The following is a 20,565-nucleotide window of genomic DNA, read 5'->3' as shown; positions in this document are numbered from 1 at the left end:
CACCTTCGCCGCGCGGTGCATGAGCGCCCGCTTTGCCCGATGGGTCAGCGACACTGCCGGAAAAAGTCAATCTATCTGGCCATAAGGGTCAAAATGCTGGCCATAGGTTTCAAACCATGTGTCACGCAAGAATTGTGTCGTGCCACATAGTTTGACCCTTGGGCACCTGCTAACCCATTGACTTCCGGTTGCGCAAAAGCCGAACAAAGCACCGGATTGACCATTTTTTGACAGATAGGTTGACTCCGAAGCCTGGATTTCACCGACAGTCGCCGTTCGATCTGGCTACATCAGTGGTAATGAGCGCAACTAAGTCGCCGTTTGAATGATCGATAAAAAAGGTCTACTTCCGCATGAGTACTAACCATCCGAACAGATAGATCTCCGCTGCGCATGGTGGTCTTGGACAGCTCTGGACTCAAAGTGCCCAAGACACGAAAATGCCTCCTGATGAGAAGGCCTTCTCTTTTCATAGAGCGGGTCCGCATATAGTCTGCACCTGAATTCTAAGTCGTAGGCTTGGAGTTCGACATGCTCGGTCGAACAATCATCCTAGGAAATATCTTGCGAAATATTGCGACACTAGCCCGAGCACTTTCGCTGATCCTTGGGCTTCACTTTCCGTCTTTTGCGTTGGCCGAAATTTCCTGGGATAACGCGATTGAAGCCGTCAGCGCGAAAAGCTCAGAATACTACGATTACGCTTTGCGCTTGGGCTCTGGCCATCCAGGTTCAGCGCTTCATGGCATTGGACATGACAGGCATATTTGCGCAATTGCCGGTCGAATGCTTGGGTTTAGGGATGAAATCGCGCGAGCGGAGACGTTTGAAGATCCACCTCTTACGCCACAGGCTGATCCGTTTGAGCTTATGGAGCACAGCGTGTTCTTGGACTCTTGGGTCGCAGCAGCGCGACGCGCCACCGCTATGACAGAAAGCCAAAAGAAAAGCTTATGGAATCTCGAATGTATCGGAAACCATGGCATACCGCGAACGGCGTATATTGATGAGCCCGAATTAAAGGGCGACTTCTCAGTTCTTGAAAACACTCTCGTGGTATATGGCGACATTGATAGTGGCTTCCATGATCGTTTTCGAGCGGTATTGGACGCCAACCCAGAAGTTGATTTGATAGCCCTAGGGAGCGCGGGCGGTAGTGTTGTAGATGCCATCTTGTCTGGTTCAGAGATCAGAAAGCGAGGATTAACCACCACACTGCATGGGCCATGTTTTTCCGCGTGTCCGCTTGTGTTTATGGGTGGCGAGAGGCGAACAATCTGGATGGGACCGGGACCACATCTCGGCTTCCATCGTGTTTACACCCCATCTGGTGAGATCTCTCTGGACGACAGGGTTTATCTACAAATCGCGGAATATCTGGCGGCGATGGATGTCGACCCTATCCCTGTACTGGAGTGGATGGCGCGCGCAGGGTCGAGTGAAATCTTTGAACCACGCTTGGAGCAGTTGTGCGAGCCAAGAGTGGCTACATGGGTTCAAAGAATATGTTTTTAATGCGAGTTCCAATTCTAACTCGATCTTCCATCGTGTCAGCTTGACCGGCGCGACGTTCGGACGACCATTCGGAATGACTTACACTGCTTAACAGCAAAAGTGTAGTGAGGCGGGACAAACCCACCATTGGCTCGAAATTGTTGAAGGCCCACTTATGCATGCGCCCGCCGCCGCTACGGGGGCACAGTAGAGGTGGGTTCGACCAATAGGAACTCTAAAAGCTCTCTAAGCTCCAAGAGCCAATTGCGCGACGGTGAACGGGGTCGAGAGAATAAAAATAGTTGGGCTCTTTCTCTTCCCGTTCATTCGCCAAGAAGGATTTCAGGATCGCACGGAGTTCCGCCTCGGCGCTCCTACCGTTTCTCGTGGCGCGACGGTTGAGCGCGGAAATGATCCAAGTATCTAGATTTCTTACCAAAAACTCAGGCATCGGCAGCACCTTTCCGTCTTGATAGCGAGATTGTAGCACAACCTCGGTTTCCGGACAAAAAAGCTGATGCAAGGGAGACCTACGAACAAAGAGACGTTGGACAGCGCCGCGATCCTGGTGGGGTCGATTCAGGCTGAGTGCAGAACAGGGCGGCAAGGAATTTTCTGAGGTCTGAAACTCTAAGCCAGGTTCCTCGGTGTCTCCGACAACTGCCGTTCGATCTGGCTACATCAGTGGTAATGAGGCGGGACTTTGCGGCCTTTTGCCGACGCAGCTATTGCTCACGCAGAATCCCTTCGCGCTTGCAGCACCGCTCATTTTGGTTGCGCAGCAAGTTCACCGAAGCGGTCATCCCACCATTTCGTGTGGCGCCAGATCCAAACTGAACTTCTCGCAGGATCATCACTTAGCCGATGGAACTATACCCGCCCGCAATCCAGTTCCGCATCATTTGCGCGAATTCGGAACTCTTGTCCTGATAGCAGAAATGACCGCAGTTCTTGAAGATATGCAAAGAGCTGTCGGGCAAGTGTTTGTGCAGGTGATGTGCGTTCTCGACGTTTAGAAAAGCGTCCTCATCTGCCCAGAACACCTGTACCGGCACCTTGAGCTTTTCAATGTTCGCTGTCAGGTCCGCGCATCCTTCGGGATATTGTTTGAAGAACTTTGTCACTTGGTCGATCCGCCCGGCGTAAGAACTGATATAGTCCTCAACTTCGTCTCTCTTCGGGCTGTAGTGCAGATATCCAAGTTGGAATGCCCCTGCGATAAAGGTCCTGGCACCGTTCAGCCTGACCATTGTTCGCCAGAACCCGGAGCCTACGATCTTTCTGATCAGGCTTCCGTCGGACGACGGCAAAATGCCGGGGCCGTCGCCAACCAGCAGGCTTTTTGCCTTGTGGTTGCGGTGTATCACGTAGTGCATCGCAACGGGCTTGGCGATGTCTGCGGCAGCGATATGAACATCCGACAGGCCCATGGCATCGATGAACTTTTCCAAAAATGCACTTTGGGCTGCGAATGTCATATAATCGCTGCCACCCTCGCTACGCCCGAATCCGGGCAGGTCGACAGCAATAAGGTCTGCATCGTCAGACAATTGCGCCCACACCGCATCGTAACACAGAATGCTCTGGGGAAGCGGACTGAGGAACAGGACTGTCGGGCGATCGGGTTTTCGGCTCGTGGCAATGCGGATGTTGAGCCCATCAAGCTGCATGACCTCTGGCTTCATTTTAAACAGCGCAGGTTCGTGGTCGATCTTTGAGGCCCGCGCAGGCCTTAAACGCCGGACTCTGTAGAACTCAGGGGTGATCAACATCAAGCTCAGCGCATTCATTCGTGCTGTAATGCCCAAGGGATTTTTCGGCATTTCCTGGTCTCCTGACTTTGGACTGGCAGGTGTTTTTGTTTTTTCGTAACTAGAGGTACGTAAAACCGAATGTCAATATTTAAATACTTAGCGGTACGTTAATATGGATGAACTTCCCAAACTCCGAGGCCGCCCCAAGACGCTGGACCGGGTGCATGTGCTGGAAACTGCCGTTATGCAGTACTGGGAACATGGCCCGACAGAGGTTTCGATCAACGACATCTGCAAGCTGGCTCAGGCCTCAAAGCCGGGTATCTATCGGGAATTCGGCAGTGATGACGGCCTCAAGGCGGCGGCGCTGCGGACTTATCAGGCTCTGGCCGTTGATCCATTCCTGGCGTTGCTCACGGCCGAACAACCGCTTGCCAGAACCTTGGAGGAAATCGTCGCTTTCCTAATGCAGGACAGGGACAAACTGGGCATTCCCAAGGGTTGCTTGTTCGTCTCCATGCGATCGCAGCGCGACATGTTTAGCCCGGAAACCTTGGGTACCATGGATCAATTGCGCGAGCACTTTCTCGCTCGTCTTGCCCTTTGGATAGATGCCACAAAAGTTGCTGGTGAGTTTCGGCCCGAAGTTCCGACCAAAATTGCAGCGCACCAAATCGACACCCTCCATTCCGGCGCGATGCGGATGCAAAGAGAGAATGTTCCCGCCAGCGAGATCGAGGGATTTCTTAGGTTTGGATTAGCAGCAGTGTCCGGGGAAACTCGAGTATTGACCCTTCGATCGAGAAGCGGAACGACCGATATCTAAGAACCAAACGCAATACCTACAGTGATCTAACGTGACTGTGAACCGATGCTGCTAGAGAACAGGCTGCGCTCGAAAAGGCGGCTCTGACCGCGTCTCGCTCTTTGCCTACCAAAAGCTTGCCGTGCTTGGCACGAATGGCGGCTCTTCACGCTGCGGTATCGCAGTCAAGGCGATGCGCACGCAGCGAAATCCGTGATGTGAGCGCTTGCAGCAAAAACTGAAGGCTCCCGAGGGGACTCGATCCGAACCATTACTGCGGCGGGAACATACGCCCGGTCAGGATTGGCAACGGAAAATGTCACCCGCCAACTTGCATTAGATGTCGATTTTCTCGGCGATACTCAGTGCCTCTTCAAGTTCGACACCAAGGTATCGGACTGTGCTGTCGACCTTGGTATGTCCGAGCAGAAGCTGAACCACTCGGAGATTTCCGGTTTTCCGGTAGATCTCTGCCGCCTTGGTCCGGCGAAGCGAATGCGTGCCGTATCCGCTTGGTTCCAGGCCAATCGCGGCCACCCAGTCCCGGACAAGCCGACCGTACTGGCGCGTCGAGATGTGCGGTCGGTCGTGGAACCGGCTCGGAAACATGAACGGGCAAGCAAACATCTCGGGCGACCGCACGCATGCCAGGACAGAGTCCCTTTGTGTTTTCCGTGAGTTCAATTTGAACGGGTCGCTTGGTTTTTGCTTTGGATCACCGATACACGCTCTCGGACACGATCATCTTTGACGAGATCGGTCACGGCAAGTTTGACCAGATCGCATCCACGCAGTTTGCTGTCTATGGCGACGTTGAACAGCGCTAGTTCACGCAGATTGCGTGTGAGTTCGGGACGCGCGCGAATTGCCCAGACCTGTTTTGGCAGGAGTGGGCGCTTCTGGCCGATGATACGCCCTTTCTTCCAAGCCTTGCGTTTTGGAGTGACCGCGGGAAGTTGGACTCTTGGCACGATATGCCCTCCGATCCATCCTCCGCGCCCTGGCGTCAGCACGGCGCTGACGGGATGATTGTACAATCGGAGCGGATGGCCGGTGTCTGATGCCCGTTAGATGCGCTATCGCTGCGACCGCAGTCGGCAGCAGCGAACCCTATTAGTGTGATGCTGCGCTGAGCACGAATTGGAGCAAAGCTCGGAAACTAGTCGTCATTTGGAAAGTCGTCGGAAACCACTCGCAAATCCAGCTCAACCCTGGTCGCGCAACTTCATGCGGGTCGATTTCCCTTACCTTGCTACATCATGGTTCAAGATTTCACCTGGCGAGCTACAGCCAAACTTTCGTTTCAAAGAGACTAGCTGCCCGAATTCGATCGTGTGAGTTTCGCGTTATTGGCCGCCCGATTTCAGGGCGACGCCCAATTACAAAAAACTCTCGGGCGTAAACTCGCAAGAGTCGAATGGGGGGATCACCATTCGGAATGCCTAGTGAGGCCAGCCACGATGTTAGCGTCCAGACACGTTATTAAGAGCGAGGCGCAGTCGATGAAATTTGGGTTTGTAGGATTGGGGCAGATGGGGGCGCCAATGGCGATTAACCTCGCCCAGGAACACGATGTGCTGGTCTATGACCGAAACACGAACGCCGTCGCCAACGTCGAGCAAAGTGGCGCCAAAGGTGCGGACGAGCCCGATCAATTTTCCGATGTCGATGTCCTGATAACATGTCTTCCTGCTGCAAAGATCGTCAATAGTGCGCTATTCGATCCAAAGACAGGATTGGTGCAGCACCTGAAAGCGGGCGCTCTCGTTATTGACACCAGCACCATTGAATATGGCGCAACGCTGGAATTGAGAAACCGGCTGCAGGCTGCAGATTTGCGATTTCTGGACGCTCCAGTTTCCGGCATGCAAAAGTGGGCTGAGGGCGGTTCGCTGACCATGATGGTAGGCGGTGACGCAAGCGATCTGGCAGAGGTTCAGGGCGCTCTCTCCACCATGGCATCTAAGATTCTGCACATGGGCAACGTGGGCGCGGGTCAGCTGACCAAGCTGATCAACCAATTGCTGTTTGATATCAACGCCGCCGCCCTTGCGGAAATTCTGCCGCTTTCGGTCAAATTGGGGATCGATCCTGTGCAGGTTGCGGAAGTGGTGAATTCCGGAACCGGACGCAGCTATGCCTCGGAGTTTTTCGTTCCACATATCCTGAAAGGTGATTTCAGCAACGGCTACCCCATGCAGGCCGCCTACAAAGACCTGATCAGCGGCGCGGAGATATCTGCGCGCCACAACATCCCCACACCGGTTTTGGCTGCAGCGACCGCAACCTATCAGCAGGCCCTGTTGGAAGGCCATGGCGACAAGGACAAGGGCGGCATGATCCTGGTTTATGAACGCCTGCTGGACGCCACCTTTCGCGCTGCATCGACACAAGGAGGCAAAGAATGAGTGGAGAACACGGCATTCGCGGCGGGCTGACCAACTACGGCGACAAGGATTTCGCCGAATACCTGCGCTCGTCCTTCGCGCGGTCCATGGGTTTGTCAAAGGATATGCTCCGCAAGCCGATTGTCGGCATCGCCGAAACGGGATCAGGTTTCAACAATTGCCACCGCACAATGCCCGAACTGGTCGAGGCCGTGTCGCGTGGTGTGTTGGCGGCGGGCGCGTTGCCAAGACCCTTTCCCACAACGTCCCTGGGCGAGGTGTTCCTGAACCCCACCAGCATGGTCTATCGCAATCTGATGTCCATGGACACCGAGGAAATGGTGCGCGCGCAACCCATGGATGCAGTTGTGCTGATCGGTGGCTGTGACAAAACGGTGCCCGCCCAGTTGATGGGGGCCGCATCGGCAAATATCCCAGCGGTGCAACTGGTTACAGGGCCTATGATGACAGGTCGTCACAAGGGCGAGCGGCTGGGTGCCTGCACCGATTGCCGCCGGTTCTGGGGCAAATACCGCGCGGGCGAGGTCGAGCGCGAAGAAATTGACGTTGTCGAAGGGCGTTTGGCTACGACTGCGGGTACTTGTGCCGTTATGGGTACGGCCAGCACGATGGCCTGTATTTCCGAAACGCTCGGCATGTCACTGCCCGGAAGTGCGGCGATCCCGGCGGTGCATTCGGACCGGCTGGTCGCGGCAGAATTCAGCGGAAAAACTTCGGTTGATCTGATCGCCAATCCGCGCCTGCCCAGCGAGATCATAACCGAGAAATCTGTAGAAAATGCCTTTCGGGTTCTGATGGCTGTCAGCGGCTCGACCAATGCGATTGTGCATCTGACAGCGGTGGCCGGGCGGTTGGGCATTCGCATTCCGAACGCGCGTCTAAACCAGATTTCTGACGAAACCCCGGTGCTGGTCGACCTGAAACCGGTGGGCGACGGCTATATGGAAGATTTCTTTGCAGCTGGCGGTGTGGGCGCGATCCTGCGTGAAATCCGCCATCTGCTGCATCTTGATACGGTTGACGTGACGGGTCAGGTTCTGGGGGATCGACTGGAACCTGAAATGTCTTGGGTTGATCGGCGGGTGATCCGCGAATTTGACACACCTGTTTCGGATCAGGGCGGGTTGATCGCGCTTAAAGGTAATATCGCCCCGGATGGTGCTATTTTCAAACGCGCGGCGGCCACACCGGCTCTTTTCGAAACCGAAGGTCGCGCCATTGTTTTCGAAGGTCTGGAAGACCTTGCCAAGCGGGTTGACGACCCTGACCTTGATATCGAAGCGGGCGACATCATGGTCCTGAAAGGCGCCGGCCCGATCGCCGCAGGCATGCCCGAAGCTGGTTATTTGCCGATTCCGAAAAAACTGGCGCGGGCTGGTGTGAAAGACATGGTGCGCATTTCGGACGCGCGCATGTCGGGCACCGCCTTTGGCACCATCGTTCTGCATATCTCTCCCGAGGCAGGTGCGGGCGGGCCATTGGCAGCTGTTCGAAACGGTGATCGGATCCGCCTTTCGGTGAAAGACAAATCCATCGACCTATTGGTGTCAGATCAGGAAATCGCCAGCCGGCTTGACGAATTTGCCCCAGTCGAAGGGCACAAACGTGGCTACCGCGCGCTTTATGAACAGACGGTCCTTCAGGCTCCCGATGGGTGTGATTTTGATTTCCTTACGCATTCCGGAAAATCCAGCAAGCAAGGTGATCAATGAATCTCTTCAAGAAATTGCAGGAACGTGCGGCCGCCGGGAACCCAATTCGGGTAGGCATGATCGGGGCTGGAAAATTTGGTACGATGTTTTTGGCGCAAGCCGTTCGCATCCCTGCCATCCACGTCGTGGGTGTGGTTGATCTGTATCCGGCAAACGCGAAATCCAACATGCAGCTGGTCGGCTGGTCCGATGAAGCCTGCAGCGCGGCAAGCCTTGATGACGCGGCGATCTCGGGCAAGACCTATGTGGGCGATAACTGGCAGACGCTGGTTGCCCATCCGGCAGTCGACATTGTGATCGAAGCGACCGGCAATCCGCTGGCCGCTGTGACGCACTGTCTGGCGGCCTTCGCGCAAAGCAAAAACGTGATCAACGTAACCGTCGAAGCGGATGCGTTCTGCGGTCCCGGTCTGGCGCAGAAAGCCACCGAGGCCGGTGTGATTTATTCCATGGCTTATGGGGACCAGCCTGCATTGGCCAGTGACCTGGTCGATTGGGCGCGCACCTGTGGCTTTTGCGTGGTGGCAGCCGGGCGCGGCCATAAATGGTTGCCGCATTTCCGCCAGTCCACACCTGACACGGTTTGGGATCACTGGGGCCTGACCCGTGAACAGGCCGAACGTGGGCGCCTGAACCCCAAAATGTTCAACGCCTTTCTTGACGGATCTAAACCGGCCATCGAGTCTGCCGCTATCGCCAATGCGACCGGGCTGGAAGCGCCCGAAAATGGGTTGGTGTTTCCTCCTGGTGGGATTGACGACATCCCCACCTTGATGCGTCCAAAATCTGAAGGTGGTGTGTTGGAGCGCAAAGGGCTGGTCGACGTGGTGTCCTGCCTAACCCGTGAGGGCGAGCAGATCCCCTATGACATTCGCAAAGGCGTCTGGGTCGTGTTCGAGGCCGACACCGAGTATCTGAAAAACTGTTTCGAAGAATACAAGGTCGTGACCGACCCCTCGGGCAAATATATGACGCTCTATAAACGCTGGCACATGATCGGACTGGAACTGGCTGTGTCCGTTGCCTCGGTTGCGCTCCGGGCCGAGGCGACCGGCGCCGCGATTTGCTTTAATGCTGATTGCGCCGCGATTGCCAAGCGTGATCTGGCCGTGGGCGAGATGTTGGACGGCGAAGGAGGCTATACGGTGTCGGGCGGTTTGCGGCCCGCCGATTCCTCGGTTCGACAAGGCAATGTGCCCTTGGGACTGGCCCACAACGTGCCGCTGATCCGGGCCGTGAAAGAAGGCGCTGCGATCACCTGGGATGACATCCAAATCGACAGATCCACGGATGCCTATCAGCTGCGCACCCAAATGGAAGAACAGTTGTTGAAATGAGCAAGATGCGTGCAGCGCTTATCGTGATTGAGAGAAACCATCATGGCCAATAACGCAGATATGTTCGACTACGTGGTTGTCGGTGGCGGCACTGCCGGGTCTATCATGGTGAACCGTTTGAGTGCCGATGGTGCCTCTGTCTGTCTGCTTGAGGCAGGCCCCACGGACCGGCATCCATTCATCCATATCCCTGCCGGGTACATCAAAAACATTTATTCGCCCAGATTGACCTGGGGTTTTAAATCCAAGCCTGAACCGGCAACTGCAAACCGAAGCTTCCCCCTGCCACAGGGCCGGGTGCTCGGCGGTTCAAGTTCGATCAACGGGCTGAACTATGTCCGCGGCCAGCCTGCGGACTATGACAACTGGGCGCAATTGGGCAACGCGGGTTGGAGCTACGACGAGGTACTCCCATACTTCAAACGCTCAGAGCGGCGCATTGGGCCGGGTGACGACGCGGTGCGCGGGCGCAACGGCGAGCTGCCGATCACCGATCTGGATCTGATCCATCCGGTCTGTGAGGCGTTCATTGAAGGCGCCGCGCAAATGGGTATCCCGCGCAATCCTGACTACAACAGCGGCGATCAGGCCGGGACCGGGTATTTCCAGCGCACCGTCCACAAAGGCTATCGCTACAGCGCGGCCAAGGCATTCCTGCGCCCGGCGCGCAAGCGGCCCAATGTCGATATTCGTACCGATGCGCAGGCAGCTGAAATTCTCTTTGACGGAACCCGTGCCAGCGGCGTGCGGTATCATCAGAGCAAGCAAGACAGTGCCACAATCAATGTCAACGCGCGTTGCGAAGTCGTCTTATGTGCCGGGGCGCTGAACACGCCCAAACTGCTACAATTGTCGGGCATCGGCCCTGCCGAGGTTCTGGGCGATCTGGGCATCAAGGTGCGGGCCGAACTGCGCGGCGTCGGCAACAATCTGCGCGACCACTATGGCGTGCGCATGGTGTCGACCCTGAAAGATGTCAAAACTTTCAATTCAATGGCAGAGGGTCTTCCGCTGGGTCTTGAGATAGCGAAATGGCTCTTGGGACGTCCCAGCGTCTTATCTGTCAGCCCGTCGCTAACGCACCTTTTCTGGAAGTCTTCAGACGCGCTGGAAACCCCGGATCTTGAATACGTGATGACGCCCGCCAGCTTCCGCGAAGGCACCGTTGGCCTACTGGATAAAATGCCAGGTATGACCGTTGGCGTCTGGCAGATGCGCCCTGAAAGCCATGGATATGTACGCCCGGTGTCGCGCAATCCGTTTGATCCGCCAGAGATCAATCCAAACTACCTATCCGATCCGCGCGATCAACGGGTGCTGCTGCGGTCCATCCGGCTGGGGCGAAAGCTGATGACCACGACGCCTCTACAGCCTTGGCTGACCGGCAAAACCAACCCCGATCAATGCCTGCAAAGCGATGATGAGCTGCTGGATTGGGCACGGCGCGAGGGCATCACGGTTTACCACATGATCGGAACCGCCCGGATGGGGCCAGACGGCGACCCGGGTGCGGTTGTCGACAGCCAGCTTCGCGTGCGTGGCCTGCAGGGTCTGCGTGTCGCAGATGCCTCGGTCATGCCGGTCATGCCTTCGGGCAACACCAATGCGCCTGTGATGATGGTCGCGGAAAAAGCCGCTGACATGATCCTTGGCAAAATACTGACACCCGCGGACCTCTGACGGGTTTTCAATAGGAGAGAACACATGAAAGCCTATCAGATGTATATCGACGGCGCGTGGACTGATGCCGCCAGCAAAAAAACACTCGAGAGCAAGAACCCCTACACGGGCGCGCCTTGGGCGATGATCCCTCGCGGGCAGCAAGAGGATGCAGACCGCGCCGTTGCTGCGGCCACGCGTGCCTTTCACTCGGATGATTGGGCAGGAATGACCGCCACCAACCGCGGACACCTGTTGCGCAAGCTGGGTGATCTGATTGCCGAAAACGCCGAGGCGCTGGCCCGTACCGAGGTTCAAGACAACGGCAAGCTGTTCAACGAGATGTTCTTTCAGCTGAAATACGTACCCGAGTGGTTCTATTACTATGCGGGTCTGGCCGACAAAATTGAAGGCAGCGTGATCCCGATTGATAAGCCGGACATGCTGAACTTTACCCGGTTTGAGCCGCTTGGTGTCTGTGTTGGCATCACCGCGTGGAATTCGCCTTTGCTGCTTTTGGCCTACAAACTCGCTCCGGCATTGGCCGCTGGCAACACGTTTATCGTGAAGCCGTCCGAGTTTACATCGGCCTCGACATTGGAACTGGCAAAGATCGTTGATCAGGTCGGGTTTCCCAAGGGCGTTTTCAACGTAGTGACAGGGTTTGGTGTTGAAGTGGGTGCCAGCCTTGTCGAACATGAAGGTGTGGCCAAGGTGGCCTTCACCGGCTCCGAACAAACCGGACGACATATCGCAGAGGTCGCTGCACGAACATTCAAAAAAGTGACGCTGGAACTGGGCGGCAAGTCCCCCAATATCGTATTCGCTGATGCCGAATTGGACAATGCCGTGAACGGCGTAATCTCGGGAATTTTCGCTGCCTCGGGCCAAACCTGCATCGCCGGGTCGCGCCTGCTGGTCGAGCGTAGTGTCCATGACGCGTTCCTCGACAAACTTCTCAAGCTCGCCAAAACCGCGCGGATCGGCGATCCGATGAACACCGATACCCAGGTGGGTCCGGTCACAACGGAACAACAGTTGGAAAAGGTTCTGGGCTATATCGACGTCGCCAAAGGCGAAGGCGCCGAGACCTTGATCGGCGGCGGCAGGCCGGACCGACCCGAGCTAGGCAATGGTTGGTTTGTAGAGCCCACCATCTTTGGTGACGTGCGCAACGACATGCGCATTGCACAGGAAGAGGTGTTTGGCCCGGTCCTGTCTGTCATTCCCTTTGACAGCGCTGATGAAGCGCTGAGCATCGCCAATGACAGCAAATATGGCCTTGCTGCAGGGGTGTGGACGCAGGACATTCGCAAGATCAAACACTTCGCAGAGCGACTTCAGGCGGGGACCGTTTGGGCGAATACTTACCGGGTCATCAGCTACATGGCCCCGCTCGGCGGCTACAAAAGCTCAGGGTTGGGGCGAGAAAATGGGCAGAACGCGATTTACCAATACCTACAGACAAAAAGCGTGATGATTTCAACGGCCGGCGAAGTGGCCAACCCCTTCATCATGAGATAACTCTTTTCGTAGCCAAAAAAGCCGCCTGTGTATGTGCACCGGCGGCTTTGTTTTTGTCACGCGACTTGCCTTGCCCACAGAGCTTGGCAAACCTCGAAGCGCTGACCAGTGGGCGCGGAGCTCAGTTGAGCAGAGCCCTCGGAAGCCAAAGCGCGATCTCCGGAAACAGGATCACCAGGATCAAGCCGAAAAGCTGCAAGAGAACGAAGGGGATGATGCCGCGATAAATCTGTTGGATCCTAACCTGTGGGGGGGCGACAGCCTTGAGGTAGAACAGCGCAAAGCCAAAGGGCGGCGTCAGGAACGAGGTTTGCAGGTTGATCGCAATCAGGACTGCGAACCAATAAACGACGTCAATTCGTGCGACGTGATCGCCGAAGTCCAATTGCGCAATAATGGGTGCGAACACGGGCAGAATTATCAGGGTGATTTCAATCCAGTCAAAGAAGAACCCCAGCACAAATACCAGGCCAAGCAGCAGGAACAACAGACCCCAAGGGCCAAGGCCCATCGCTTCGACAGTGCTGATTACCAGTTCATCGCCGCCAAGCGCGCGGAATATGTAGCTAAAGAAGGTCGCTCCAACAAACAGGCCAAAGATCATCGCGTTGGTTTGCGCGGTACTGTCGACCACACCGGACACCGTGCGACCAAACTGCGTCAGTTTCTTCGACAGACCTGAAGCAACAAAATTGGCGGATTGCGGGGTGGCACCCGATTCCTCAAGCGCGAATTCCTTCACCCCCATCGAAGGCAGGATCACCAAATTTAAGAACCCCAATACGATGGCGCCAAGCGCACCAACCCCAGCCGCCTCTGTTGGAGTTGCCACGCCACCAAGTATCGAACCAAGCACCATGCCGATCAGGATTACAGGTGGTACAAAACTACGCAGGATCATAACCGCCACACCGCTTCGAGTCTGCGGGCCCAGAGCGTCAGAAATAGGAGGAGCCAAAGACGGGTTAAGCTTACAGCGAATAACGATGTAAGCCATGTAAAGCGTCGCCAGAATAAGGCCCGGAAAGATCGCTGCCACAAACAAGTTGCCCACCGAGCGCGACAGCAAATCCGCCATGATCACCAGCATGATGGATGGCGGAATCAGGATGCCCAACGTCCCTGATGCTGCAATTGTACCCGTTGCAAGAGCGTGATCGTATTTGCGTTCGACCATGATCGGCAGGGCAAGCAGGCTCATCATGATAACCGAGGCGCCAATGATACCGGTGGTGGCCGCCAGAATGGTGCCCATGATGGTCACAGACAAAGCAAGGCCGCCCGGGACACGCCGCATCAGAACCTGAAGACAGTTTAACAAGTCGCGCGCAACTCCGGATTTCTCCAGCATCGTGCCCATAAAAACAAACATCGGAATTGCCGTCAGGATCAGGTTTTCCATGACACCGCCAAAAATCCGTGACGGCAGAGTAGAGAACTGAATGAAGGCAAGTTCATCTGCAGCAATGCCAATGAGACCGAATGCCAGACCGACCCCGCCCAAGATCCAGGCAACAGGAAATCCGGAGAACAGTAGAAAGGCGAGCGCTGCAAACATTAGCACCGGGAGAAGTTCGACAATATCCATCAGTGCTCGCCCCCGATAGTCGTTGGTTTCAAGTCGCCCGGTAGCCTTCCGGCCAGTCCCGCGATAGATTTGATGAGTTGGGAAATCCCGGCCAGTCCGATCAAAACGAACAGAATGATCAGCCCGCTTTTTAGGATCCACAGATCAGTCAAACCGGTTTGAGATTTCGAAATCTCGCCAGAGGTGTAGGATCGGACAACGTAGGGCCAGGACAGCCAGACGCCCAGCATGGCATAAGGGATCAAGGCCAGCAGAATGCCAGCTATTTCAATTATGTACTTTGCCCGTTCCGATAGGTTCTCGCGGATCAGGTCAATGCGCACGTGGGATTGCCTAGTATAGGCGTAACCCACCACTAGTACGATCAGGAAACTGTGCAGCCAGTATTCAGACTCCTGCAACATGGTTGAGGTCAATCCAAACACCTTAGGCACCCCCAGATATCGGGTGAACACATCGTAGGTTACAACGGCCACAAGCAGCACAGCGCACCAGGCTCCGATCTTGGCCACCGACCAAAGAAAACGGTCGATCGCGCGGCTGGCCCCCAAAGCTAAATCCATATTTTTCCCCCGGTGAATCATTTTATGTGTGCTTTTTTGGGTCTGACCGAATTCCGGTCAGGCCCCAAGTGCACGTCGGTTGGTCGACTTAGTCGAGGTAAGCCAGATCTTTCCAAACAGCGTATTCCGCGCGGAAGGCTTGGAGGTTTTCCCAAACTCTTGCAAAGTCGGGATTTTCCGCAGCCATTTCAGCGGCAATGCCGTTCCACTCGGCCTCAAGAGCATCGAGGAATTCACTGGGCCAACGGTGGGTTGTTACGCCCTCGGAGCGCATTTCAAGCAGTGCTTTGCCCTGGATCGCTTCACCCTCGGCCAGTTGCGTTGCAACATTCGCGCGGCAGGCAGTAGTGATGATCGCTTGCTGCTGCGCGCTCAAACCATCCCAGACCTCTTTGTTGATCATAAGCTCCTGAATGGTCGATTGCTGGTGCCAGCCGGGAAAATAGTTGTGCTTGGCAAGGTTGTAGAAGCCCAGGTTCTGGTCAATGGCAGGCATCGAAAACTCAGTCGCGTCAATGGTGCCGCGTTCAAGAGCAGGGTAGATATCCCCCCCCGCGAGAAGCTGGGTGTCGACGCCCATCCTTTGCATGACCAGCGCGCCAAGGCCATAGAAGCGCATCTTGAGACCTTCGAGGTCTTCCGTCGAGGTGATCTCTTCCTTGAACCAACCGGAGGTCTCCGGTGCATGAATACCACAGGCCTGCGCGTGGATGCCAACAGGGTGGTAGATCTCGTTCAACAGCCTTTCGCCATCGCCGTACCACATCCACGCCAGATACTCGCCCGCACCCGGCCCGAAGGGCACCGCCGCGAAGAGGTTGAGCGCCGAGTTCTTGGCGCCCCAGTAGCCAGACGTACCCCAACCGGCATCCACCGCGCCAGTTGACACGTTGTCGTAGATCTCCAGCGCGGGGATAAGGGCGTTTGGGTCGTAGAACTTGACCTCAATGTCACCGCCCGAAATCAGGTTCACAGTTTCTGCGAACCGCACGCCAGCAGTACCCAGCTGGGTCAGCGACCCGGCGAATGTTGAGGGCATGTTAATTTTGACCTCTTCCGCGGATGCCGAAGCGGCCAAGGCACCTGCGAGCATTGCAGCGCCGGTGATCGCCTTGATTTCTTTTCTCATGGATTTCCTCCCATAAACTACGTTCGTTGTGCAAACTATGGGTAACGCCTGTATCGCTGCTTTCAGGAGTCTTGAAATCCGAATGGGGGTATCACCGTTCGGGATGGCAATTTGCAAATACAAAAAAACCGGCCAATACAATGTACTCCGGCTGCTTTATGATGCCCCGGCTTGGCGCTTGCCCCGGATTAAAACGAGATACGTACTATTTGTCAGCCAAATTTTGGGAGATCAAATGTTCCACCAAAGCGCGGACAGGGCGCGACACTGCGTTAAGGTCTTTCACAGCGAGCTTGAGTGTCCGAACGGCCCAATCCTCGTCAATTTCCTGCATTCGTAATTGAGCACTTTCAAGGTAGGGTTCAACCGCTCCGAGGGGAAGCACCGCAACCCCCAGACCCGCTTCGACCATCCGGCGCACACCATCGAAGCTAAGTGTTTCGACACGTGTATGGAGTGTCAGCCCCTGTTCGACGGCCCGCGCTTCCAGGAACGCCTGCAGCGAACTGCCCGCTTGCAAACCCACCATATCAAGCTTGGCGAACTCAGCGAATTTCACTGGATGGTCGGGCCGGTAAGGATGATACTTCCCCATGACCACGACCAATGTGTCGCGACGATAGGTGAGAACTTCCAGTTCCGGTTCTTCGACCAAGCCCGAGAATATTCCAAGATCCGCCAATCCATCCCGCACGGCCGTAAGTATTTCGTCAGAGGTCTGCTCGCTGAGGTCGATCCGCACATCTGGGTAATCCTCTACGAAACCGGCCAGATCCTCGGGGAGAAACTGCGTAATTGCCGATGTATTCGCCGCGATGCGAACCGATCCTTTTGCTCCGGATGCGAAATCGAGCATCTGGGTTTCCATGCGCTCTACCAAACTGAGCACATTCGAGGAATGTCGGGCGAGTTCACGACCCGCCGGCGTTAGCTCTACGCCACGCGTTTGCCGATAAAATAACGGCGTTCCGATCTTATCTTCCAAATCCGAAATGCGTTTGCTGATGGCGGATGCCGCGACGTTTTCCAATTCAGAAGCCTGCGCAATGCTGCCGGATCGGGCGACGGTCAGAAACATCTTCAATGTTATCAGGTTATACGACATGGCCCTCCCACAAAGATTTGCGAAAATTGGGACTGGCTCAAACGCTTGAGACATTCCAGGCAGCAAAGCTGGCGGCCTGATCTCACCCTACACCTGTTTGGATCTTTGTGCGCAAAAAAGTCTTAGAGCTTGCTTCCGATATACCCACAGATTTCGAATTGCACTTATATGTGCGGCTCGTTTGCCGTTATGCGACCGCGCTCGGCTCGCCTGTCGCCAATGCAATCTCAACGATACTCAGACCCGCATCCGTTATTCTTGATGGGTAATAGCCGGGCAAGCGCTCCTCGTGCGCAGCGATGACACGTTTGCGATCACCGCCCACTGCTTTCACCATCCGATCCATCGTCATCAGAATGTTGGTTTGTGAGCCAGTCGCCAATCCGACGGGAATGTAGTGCGGGTCGTCCGGGTCGCCACCTGTAAGATTTTCATCCCGGTACACCAAATCGCCAGCCAGAACATAACCGTCAGAGCTTTCACGCAAGCCATCATTGCGGACCACCACATATTGCGACCCAGGCGTGTGGGATTCCTTGGACAGCATGACATCAACTCCCGGAAACAGGTCTTCGTGATCGCCCGACAGGCTGACAAGACGTCCCTGTTCAGCCAAAGCCACGCAGCGCAGGATATCTGCCGGATCCGTGGCGACCATCAGCCAGCGGAATTGCCGGGGAAGCGACATGATCTGGATCCATTTGGACAATTCCCGTTCCTGAATATAGAACGTCGCATTCGGGAAAAACTGAATGCCGCCCATATGGTCGAAATGCGCGTGGGTTATGATGACATCGGTAATGTCCGCAGGTGTCACATCCACTTCGGCCAATACGTCCGCCGGGCTGCGCCAGTTGATTACGCCGAACCGGTCCGACAATGTTTTCCCGTATGCCGCATAGTCATGGCCACAATCGACAAGGATGTTGTGCCCGTTGCCCTTGATCAGGACATACCCATAAGGCAGCTTGCAGGTTCCCTGATTGTGTGCGCCATAGACGAGTCCACTCAACGGGAATTCTTCAACAAAAGCATATTCCAGCACATGAATTGAGTATTTACTCATAAGATAGCTCCCGGTCCGGATTTTCGGTTGAGGTCAGCATCGGGAAGTGCACAGCACGCACAGGTTAAGTCCACCATTGACAGACCCGGGGTCATGGACGCCGCGAACCGCAGTTCCCGAATGGCTGCCGCAAGCGCGTTTTTGCAACTTTCAGCACCAGAAAACAGGTCATCTGAAAGAGCGTCCATTGAGATTTGTAACAGGGAGACTGCCCGGTCGATATGCGACAGAGCATGCTGATCCGAACTGTTCGCGTCGTCGAGGGATGCCCTTTGCGATTTGATTTGATCGAAGGTCTCCTGGCAGGCCGATCTCAAGGGCTGGAGAGGGACCTTGCCTTTCATGACCGAAGACCTCGCCAGAAGCAGACCGCCAATCTGGGTTGCCAGATGTCGGCATTCGTCAAAGCACCGGTCATATCGATGCAAGTGGTCCAGTTCGGTTTCAAACAGCGTTTTTTCCATAGTCCCCCACGTCAGCGCATGTCTTTCCGCCGCGCATAGATTGCGACGGCGCAGATTACGACAACACCCTTCATGATCAGCTGAAAATGAATGGGAATGCCGAGTTGCAGGATAAAATTGGACAGAAGCACCAGCACCGCAGCGCCAAGAAGCGCCCCAATGGTTCCGCCCACGCCGCCGGTCAGGGCCACGCCGCCAATCACTGCCGCGACGATGGAATCGAGCTCGTATCCCTTGCCAACCCAATTATCGACCTGGTTCAAATATCCTGCCAGCACCATGCCGGCGATGCCCGCAAAAATGGAACAAAACACATAGCAGCTGATCGTGATCCTGTCGGTATTGATCCCGACCAGACGGGCTGCCTGTTCGTTTGATCCAACCAGATAGACCTGACGCCCAACGATGACCCGCTGCAGAACAAATGCCGAAGCAATGCCCAGACCCAGCAACAATACGGTGTTGATCGGAACGATGTCCCAGATCATGCCCCGGCCAAGGTCACGGATAAACTGAGGTGTGTCGCCCAGGGGCGCACCCCGTGTGATCGCAGACCGGATGCCTTGGACAACAATCAGCATCGCCAGCGTGCACAGAAAGGGTTCAATGTTGCGTTTGGTGATCAGCAATCCATTGATCAGACCGATCCCCCCCGACACGACAATGACGGTTGGGACCACTAGGAGCAGCGCCGAAGGTTCTGAGCCGAAAGAGGCGGAAATGACTGCGGCGGTTGCCATCACGGTCGCCACTGATAGGTCCAACCCGCGCACCAGAATGACAAAAGCCTGACCCATCGCCACGACGCCCAATGGACCCAGCTGCACCAGCATGTTTTGGATGCTGCGGGCCGTAAACATGGCAGGTGCCAATACCGCGACAACCAACAGCAATCCGGCCACAACACCGGTGACAATGAGTTTTCGTGGGATGTTGCGCGCCGGGCCTGACTTCGAAGTGAGTTGTATTTGATCGGCCATCACGCGCGCTTTCTGTGCGAAAATGTCGAGACGGCGACCAGAATAATGACCCCCTGAATGACCCATTGGTAGAAGGTCGAAACCTGAAGGAAATTCAGCAGACTGTTCAGAAGCGCCATAAAGAACACCGCGAGCAATGTGCCGCCAACCCCGCCGGATCCACCTGCCAGCAATGTGCCGCCAAGAACGACCGGCGCGATGGATGTCAGCTCGTAACCCTGACCCATGATCGGGCTGCCGCTTCCGAGCAGCCCAACCATGTAGATACCGGCAAAGCCCGCGCATCCCGCCGAAAACACAAACGCAATGCAGACAACGAATGTGGTGTTGATCCCCATGATCCGGGCTGCATGTTCATCGCCGCCCACAGCGTATATGCGTGCTCCGATCGGAAATTTGCGTAAGGCCAACAGAGTGACTGCAAATAGCGCGAGCGCCAGCAATGTGCCGTTCGGAATGCCCAACGTGTCCTCAAATGCGAGATTTTCCAGCTGATACGGACCAAGTTTCGGTACAGGGGCGATCAGCAGGGCGCACCCCTGAACGATCGCCGAGGTTCCGAGTGTACAGATAATGGGGTGAACCTTGAGCTGCGTAACGATCAACCCGTTGATCAGCCCAACCGACATACAGATCACCATGACGGTCGGAATGACCCACCAAAGCCGCGTTGCATCCTGTTCGGCCAACACCGCAGTCAGCACCCCCGAAAGGCTGATGACAGAGCCAATCGAAAGGTCAATTGCGGAAGTCAGCACAACAACGGTTTGCCCGATCCCGATCAGCAGCGGCACAACTGCGGCACGCGCCACGTTGAGCATGTTTGATGTGCTGGCAAAACGGTCAGTATAAACTGCCCCCAATCCGATCAAGGCAAGGATCAGAACAAGCAGCCCAACATGAACCAGATTGATCCGGGATCGGCGCCAAAGCGGTTTATCGTCGAAAGGAATGATTGCTTCTGTGTTCATGCCATG

At 55.6% G+C, this 20,565-nt stretch carries 17 protein-coding genes and 1 pseudogene; 7 read left to right on the top strand and 11 right to left on the bottom strand.

Going from position 1 to position 20,565, the window contains the following annotated elements; translation table 11 throughout:
- The first annotated feature begins 531 nt into the window (after positions 1 to 531).
- Positions 532 to 1,515 (top strand): hypothetical protein, encoded by a 984-nt coding sequence (locus GOX53_RS16475; RefSeq protein WP_171178195.1) that lies wholly within the window; start codon positions 532 to 534, stop codon positions 1,513 to 1,515.
- A gap of 214 nt (positions 1,516 to 1,729) precedes the next feature.
- Here the strand turns inward: GOX53_RS16475 and GOX53_RS30305 are convergent, their stop codons facing one another.
- Both GOX53_RS30305 and GOX53_RS16470 read right to left on the bottom strand, forming a co-directional pair.
- Positions 1,730 to 1,945 carry a hypothetical protein gene (locus tag GOX53_RS30305; RefSeq protein ID WP_371810337.1) on the bottom strand — a complete coding sequence of 72 codons (216 nt, stop codon included), beginning with the start codon at positions 1,943 to 1,945 and terminating at the stop codon, positions 1,730 to 1,732.
- 406 nt (positions 1,946 to 2,351) lie between these two features.
- Positions 2,352 to 3,317, bottom strand: coding sequence for an alpha/beta fold hydrolase (locus tag GOX53_RS16470; RefSeq protein WP_171178193.1), 966 nt, complete (start codon positions 3,315 to 3,317; stop codon positions 2,352 to 2,354).
- 103 nt (positions 3,318 to 3,420) lie between these two features.
- On the opposite strand from GOX53_RS16470, the gene GOX53_RS16465 reads away from it, so the two are divergent.
- Positions 3,421 to 4,074 (top strand): TetR/AcrR family transcriptional regulator, encoded by a 654-nt coding sequence (locus GOX53_RS16465; RefSeq protein WP_171178191.1) that lies wholly within the window; start codon positions 3,421 to 3,423, stop codon positions 4,072 to 4,074.
- A 315-nt stretch (positions 4,075 to 4,389) separates the two neighbouring features.
- Here GOX53_RS16465 and GOX53_RS16460 read toward each other — a convergent pair.
- Positions 4,390 to 5,024: pseudogene (locus tag GOX53_RS16460) on the bottom strand (tyrosine-type recombinase/integrase).
- 489 nt (positions 5,025 to 5,513) lie between these two features.
- Here GOX53_RS16460 and GOX53_RS16455 point away from each other — a divergent pair.
- The 5 genes from GOX53_RS16455 to GOX53_RS16435 are packed head-to-tail and all read left to right on the top strand — an operon-like array spanning position 5,514 to position 12,693.
- Positions 5,514 to 6,461 carry an NAD(P)-dependent oxidoreductase gene (locus GOX53_RS16455; protein WP_371810336.1) on the top strand — a complete coding sequence of 316 codons (948 nt, stop codon included), beginning with the start codon at positions 5,514 to 5,516 and terminating at the stop codon, positions 6,459 to 6,461.
- Positions 6,458 to 8,173 (top strand): dihydroxy-acid dehydratase, encoded by a 1,716-nt coding sequence (locus tag GOX53_RS16450; protein ID WP_171178188.1) that lies wholly within the window; start codon positions 6,458 to 6,460, stop codon positions 8,171 to 8,173. Before GOX53_RS16455 ends, GOX53_RS16450 begins: the two co-directional genes overlap by 4 nt.
- Positions 8,170 to 9,510: a Gfo/Idh/MocA family oxidoreductase gene (locus tag GOX53_RS16445; protein WP_171178186.1), complete on the top strand. Its 1,341-nt coding sequence runs from the start codon at positions 8,170 to 8,172 to the stop codon at positions 9,508 to 9,510. The genes GOX53_RS16450 and GOX53_RS16445 overlap by 4 nt, the downstream gene beginning before the upstream one ends.
- Before the next feature lie 42 nt (positions 9,511 to 9,552).
- Positions 9,553 to 11,190 carry a GMC family oxidoreductase gene (locus tag GOX53_RS16440; RefSeq protein ID WP_171178184.1) on the top strand — a complete coding sequence of 546 codons (1,638 nt, stop codon included), beginning with the start codon at positions 9,553 to 9,555 and terminating at the stop codon, positions 11,188 to 11,190.
- Between the two features lie 24 nt (positions 11,191 to 11,214).
- The gene (locus tag GOX53_RS16435) at positions 11,215 to 12,693 is read left to right on the top strand and encodes an aldehyde dehydrogenase (RefSeq protein ID WP_171178182.1); all 1,479 of its coding nucleotides are present in this window, start codon (positions 11,215 to 11,217) and stop codon (positions 12,691 to 12,693) included.
- A gap of 121 nt (positions 12,694 to 12,814) precedes the next feature.
- On the opposite strand, the gene GOX53_RS16430 is transcribed toward GOX53_RS16435, so the two are convergent.
- From GOX53_RS16430 to GOX53_RS16395, 8 genes are all read right to left on the bottom strand, one after another.
- Positions 12,815 to 14,281 (bottom strand): TRAP transporter large permease subunit, encoded by a 1,467-nt coding sequence (locus GOX53_RS16430; protein WP_171178180.1) that lies wholly within the window; start codon positions 14,279 to 14,281, stop codon positions 12,815 to 12,817.
- Complete coding sequence (locus GOX53_RS16425) at positions 14,281 to 14,844, bottom strand: TRAP transporter small permease subunit (protein WP_171178178.1); 564 nt, start codon at positions 14,842 to 14,844, stop codon at positions 14,281 to 14,283. Before GOX53_RS16425 ends, GOX53_RS16430 begins: the two co-directional genes overlap by 1 nt.
- An 88-nt stretch (positions 14,845 to 14,932) precedes the next feature.
- Positions 14,933 to 16,114, bottom strand: coding sequence for a TRAP transporter substrate-binding protein (locus tag GOX53_RS16420; RefSeq protein WP_371810334.1), 1,182 nt, complete (start codon positions 16,112 to 16,114; stop codon positions 14,933 to 14,935).
- Positions 16,115 to 16,178: 64 nt separating this feature from the next.
- Positions 16,179 to 17,078, bottom strand: coding sequence for a LysR family transcriptional regulator (locus GOX53_RS16415; protein WP_171178176.1), 900 nt, complete (start codon positions 17,076 to 17,078; stop codon positions 16,179 to 16,181).
- Positions 17,079 to 17,265: 187 nt separating this feature from the next.
- Positions 17,266 to 18,144, bottom strand: a complete 879-nt coding sequence (locus GOX53_RS16410; protein ID WP_171178174.1) for an N-acyl homoserine lactonase family protein — start codon at positions 18,142 to 18,144, stop codon at positions 17,266 to 17,268.
- A complete protein-coding gene (locus GOX53_RS16405) occupies positions 18,141 to 18,608 on the bottom strand; it encodes a hypothetical protein (protein WP_171178172.1) in 468 nt (155 codons plus the stop codon). The genes GOX53_RS16410 and GOX53_RS16405 overlap by 4 nt, the downstream gene beginning before the upstream one ends.
- Before the next feature lie 11 nt (positions 18,609 to 18,619).
- Positions 18,620 to 19,588 carry an ABC transporter permease gene (locus GOX53_RS16400; protein ID WP_171178171.1) on the bottom strand — a complete coding sequence of 323 codons (969 nt, stop codon included), beginning with the start codon at positions 19,586 to 19,588 and terminating at the stop codon, positions 18,620 to 18,622.
- Positions 19,588 to 20,559, bottom strand: coding sequence for an ABC transporter permease (locus GOX53_RS16395; protein WP_171178169.1), 972 nt, complete (start codon positions 20,557 to 20,559; stop codon positions 19,588 to 19,590). The genes GOX53_RS16400 and GOX53_RS16395 overlap by 1 nt, the downstream gene beginning before the upstream one ends.
- Positions 20,560 to 20,565 lie beyond the last annotated feature (6 nt).

Origin of the sequence: Ruegeria sp. HKCCD8929 (assembly GCF_013031405.1) — a bacterium.
GTDB lineage: Bacteria > Pseudomonadota > Alphaproteobacteria > Rhodobacterales > Rhodobacteraceae > Ruegeria.
Note: the sequence above shows the minus strand (reverse complement) of the source record. Positions and strands in the feature narration are given on the sequence as shown.

Excerpts from the sequence above, each read along its gene's own strand:
- GOX53_RS16475 (WP_171178195.1), top strand. The coding sequence starts at position 532 with ATGCTCGGTCGAACAATCATCCTAGGAAATATCTTGCGAAATATTGCG.
- GOX53_RS30305 (WP_371810337.1), bottom strand. The coding sequence starts at position 1,945 with ATGCCTGAGTTTTTGGTAAGAAATCTAGATACTTGGATCATTTCCGCG.
- GOX53_RS16470 (WP_171178193.1), bottom strand. The coding sequence starts at position 3,317 with ATGCCGAAAAATCCCTTGGGCATTACAGCACGAATGAATGCGCTGAGC.
- GOX53_RS16465 (WP_171178191.1), top strand. The coding sequence starts at position 3,421 with ATGGATGAACTTCCCAAACTCCGAGGCCGCCCCAAGACGCTGGACCGG.
- GOX53_RS16455 (WP_371810336.1), top strand. The coding sequence starts at position 5,514 with ATGTTAGCGTCCAGACACGTTATTAAGAGCGAGGCGCAGTCGATGAAA.
- GOX53_RS16450 (WP_171178188.1), top strand. The coding sequence starts at position 6,458 with ATGAGTGGAGAACACGGCATTCGCGGCGGGCTGACCAACTACGGCGAC.
- GOX53_RS16445 (WP_171178186.1), top strand. The coding sequence starts at position 8,170 with ATGAATCTCTTCAAGAAATTGCAGGAACGTGCGGCCGCCGGGAACCCA.
- GOX53_RS16440 (WP_171178184.1), top strand. The coding sequence starts at position 9,553 with ATGGCCAATAACGCAGATATGTTCGACTACGTGGTTGTCGGTGGCGGC.
- GOX53_RS16435 (WP_171178182.1), top strand. The coding sequence starts at position 11,215 with ATGAAAGCCTATCAGATGTATATCGACGGCGCGTGGACTGATGCCGCC.
- GOX53_RS16430 (WP_171178180.1), bottom strand. The coding sequence starts at position 14,281 with ATGGATATTGTCGAACTTCTCCCGGTGCTAATGTTTGCAGCGCTCGCC.
- GOX53_RS16425 (WP_171178178.1), bottom strand. The coding sequence starts at position 14,844 with ATGGATTTAGCTTTGGGGGCCAGCCGCGCGATCGACCGTTTTCTTTGG.
- GOX53_RS16415 (WP_171178176.1), bottom strand. The coding sequence starts at position 17,078 with ATGTCGTATAACCTGATAACATTGAAGATGTTTCTGACCGTCGCCCGA.
- GOX53_RS16410 (WP_171178174.1), bottom strand. The coding sequence starts at position 18,144 with ATGAGTAAATACTCAATTCATGTGCTGGAATATGCTTTTGTTGAAGAA.
- GOX53_RS16405 (WP_171178172.1), bottom strand. The coding sequence starts at position 18,608 with ATGGAAAAAACGCTGTTTGAAACCGAACTGGACCACTTGCATCGATAT.
- GOX53_RS16400 (WP_171178171.1), bottom strand. The coding sequence starts at position 19,588 with ATGGCCGATCAAATACAACTCACTTCGAAGTCAGGCCCGGCGCGCAAC.
- GOX53_RS16395 (WP_171178169.1), bottom strand. The coding sequence starts at position 20,559 with ATGAACACAGAAGCAATCATTCCTTTCGACGATAAACCGCTTTGGCGC.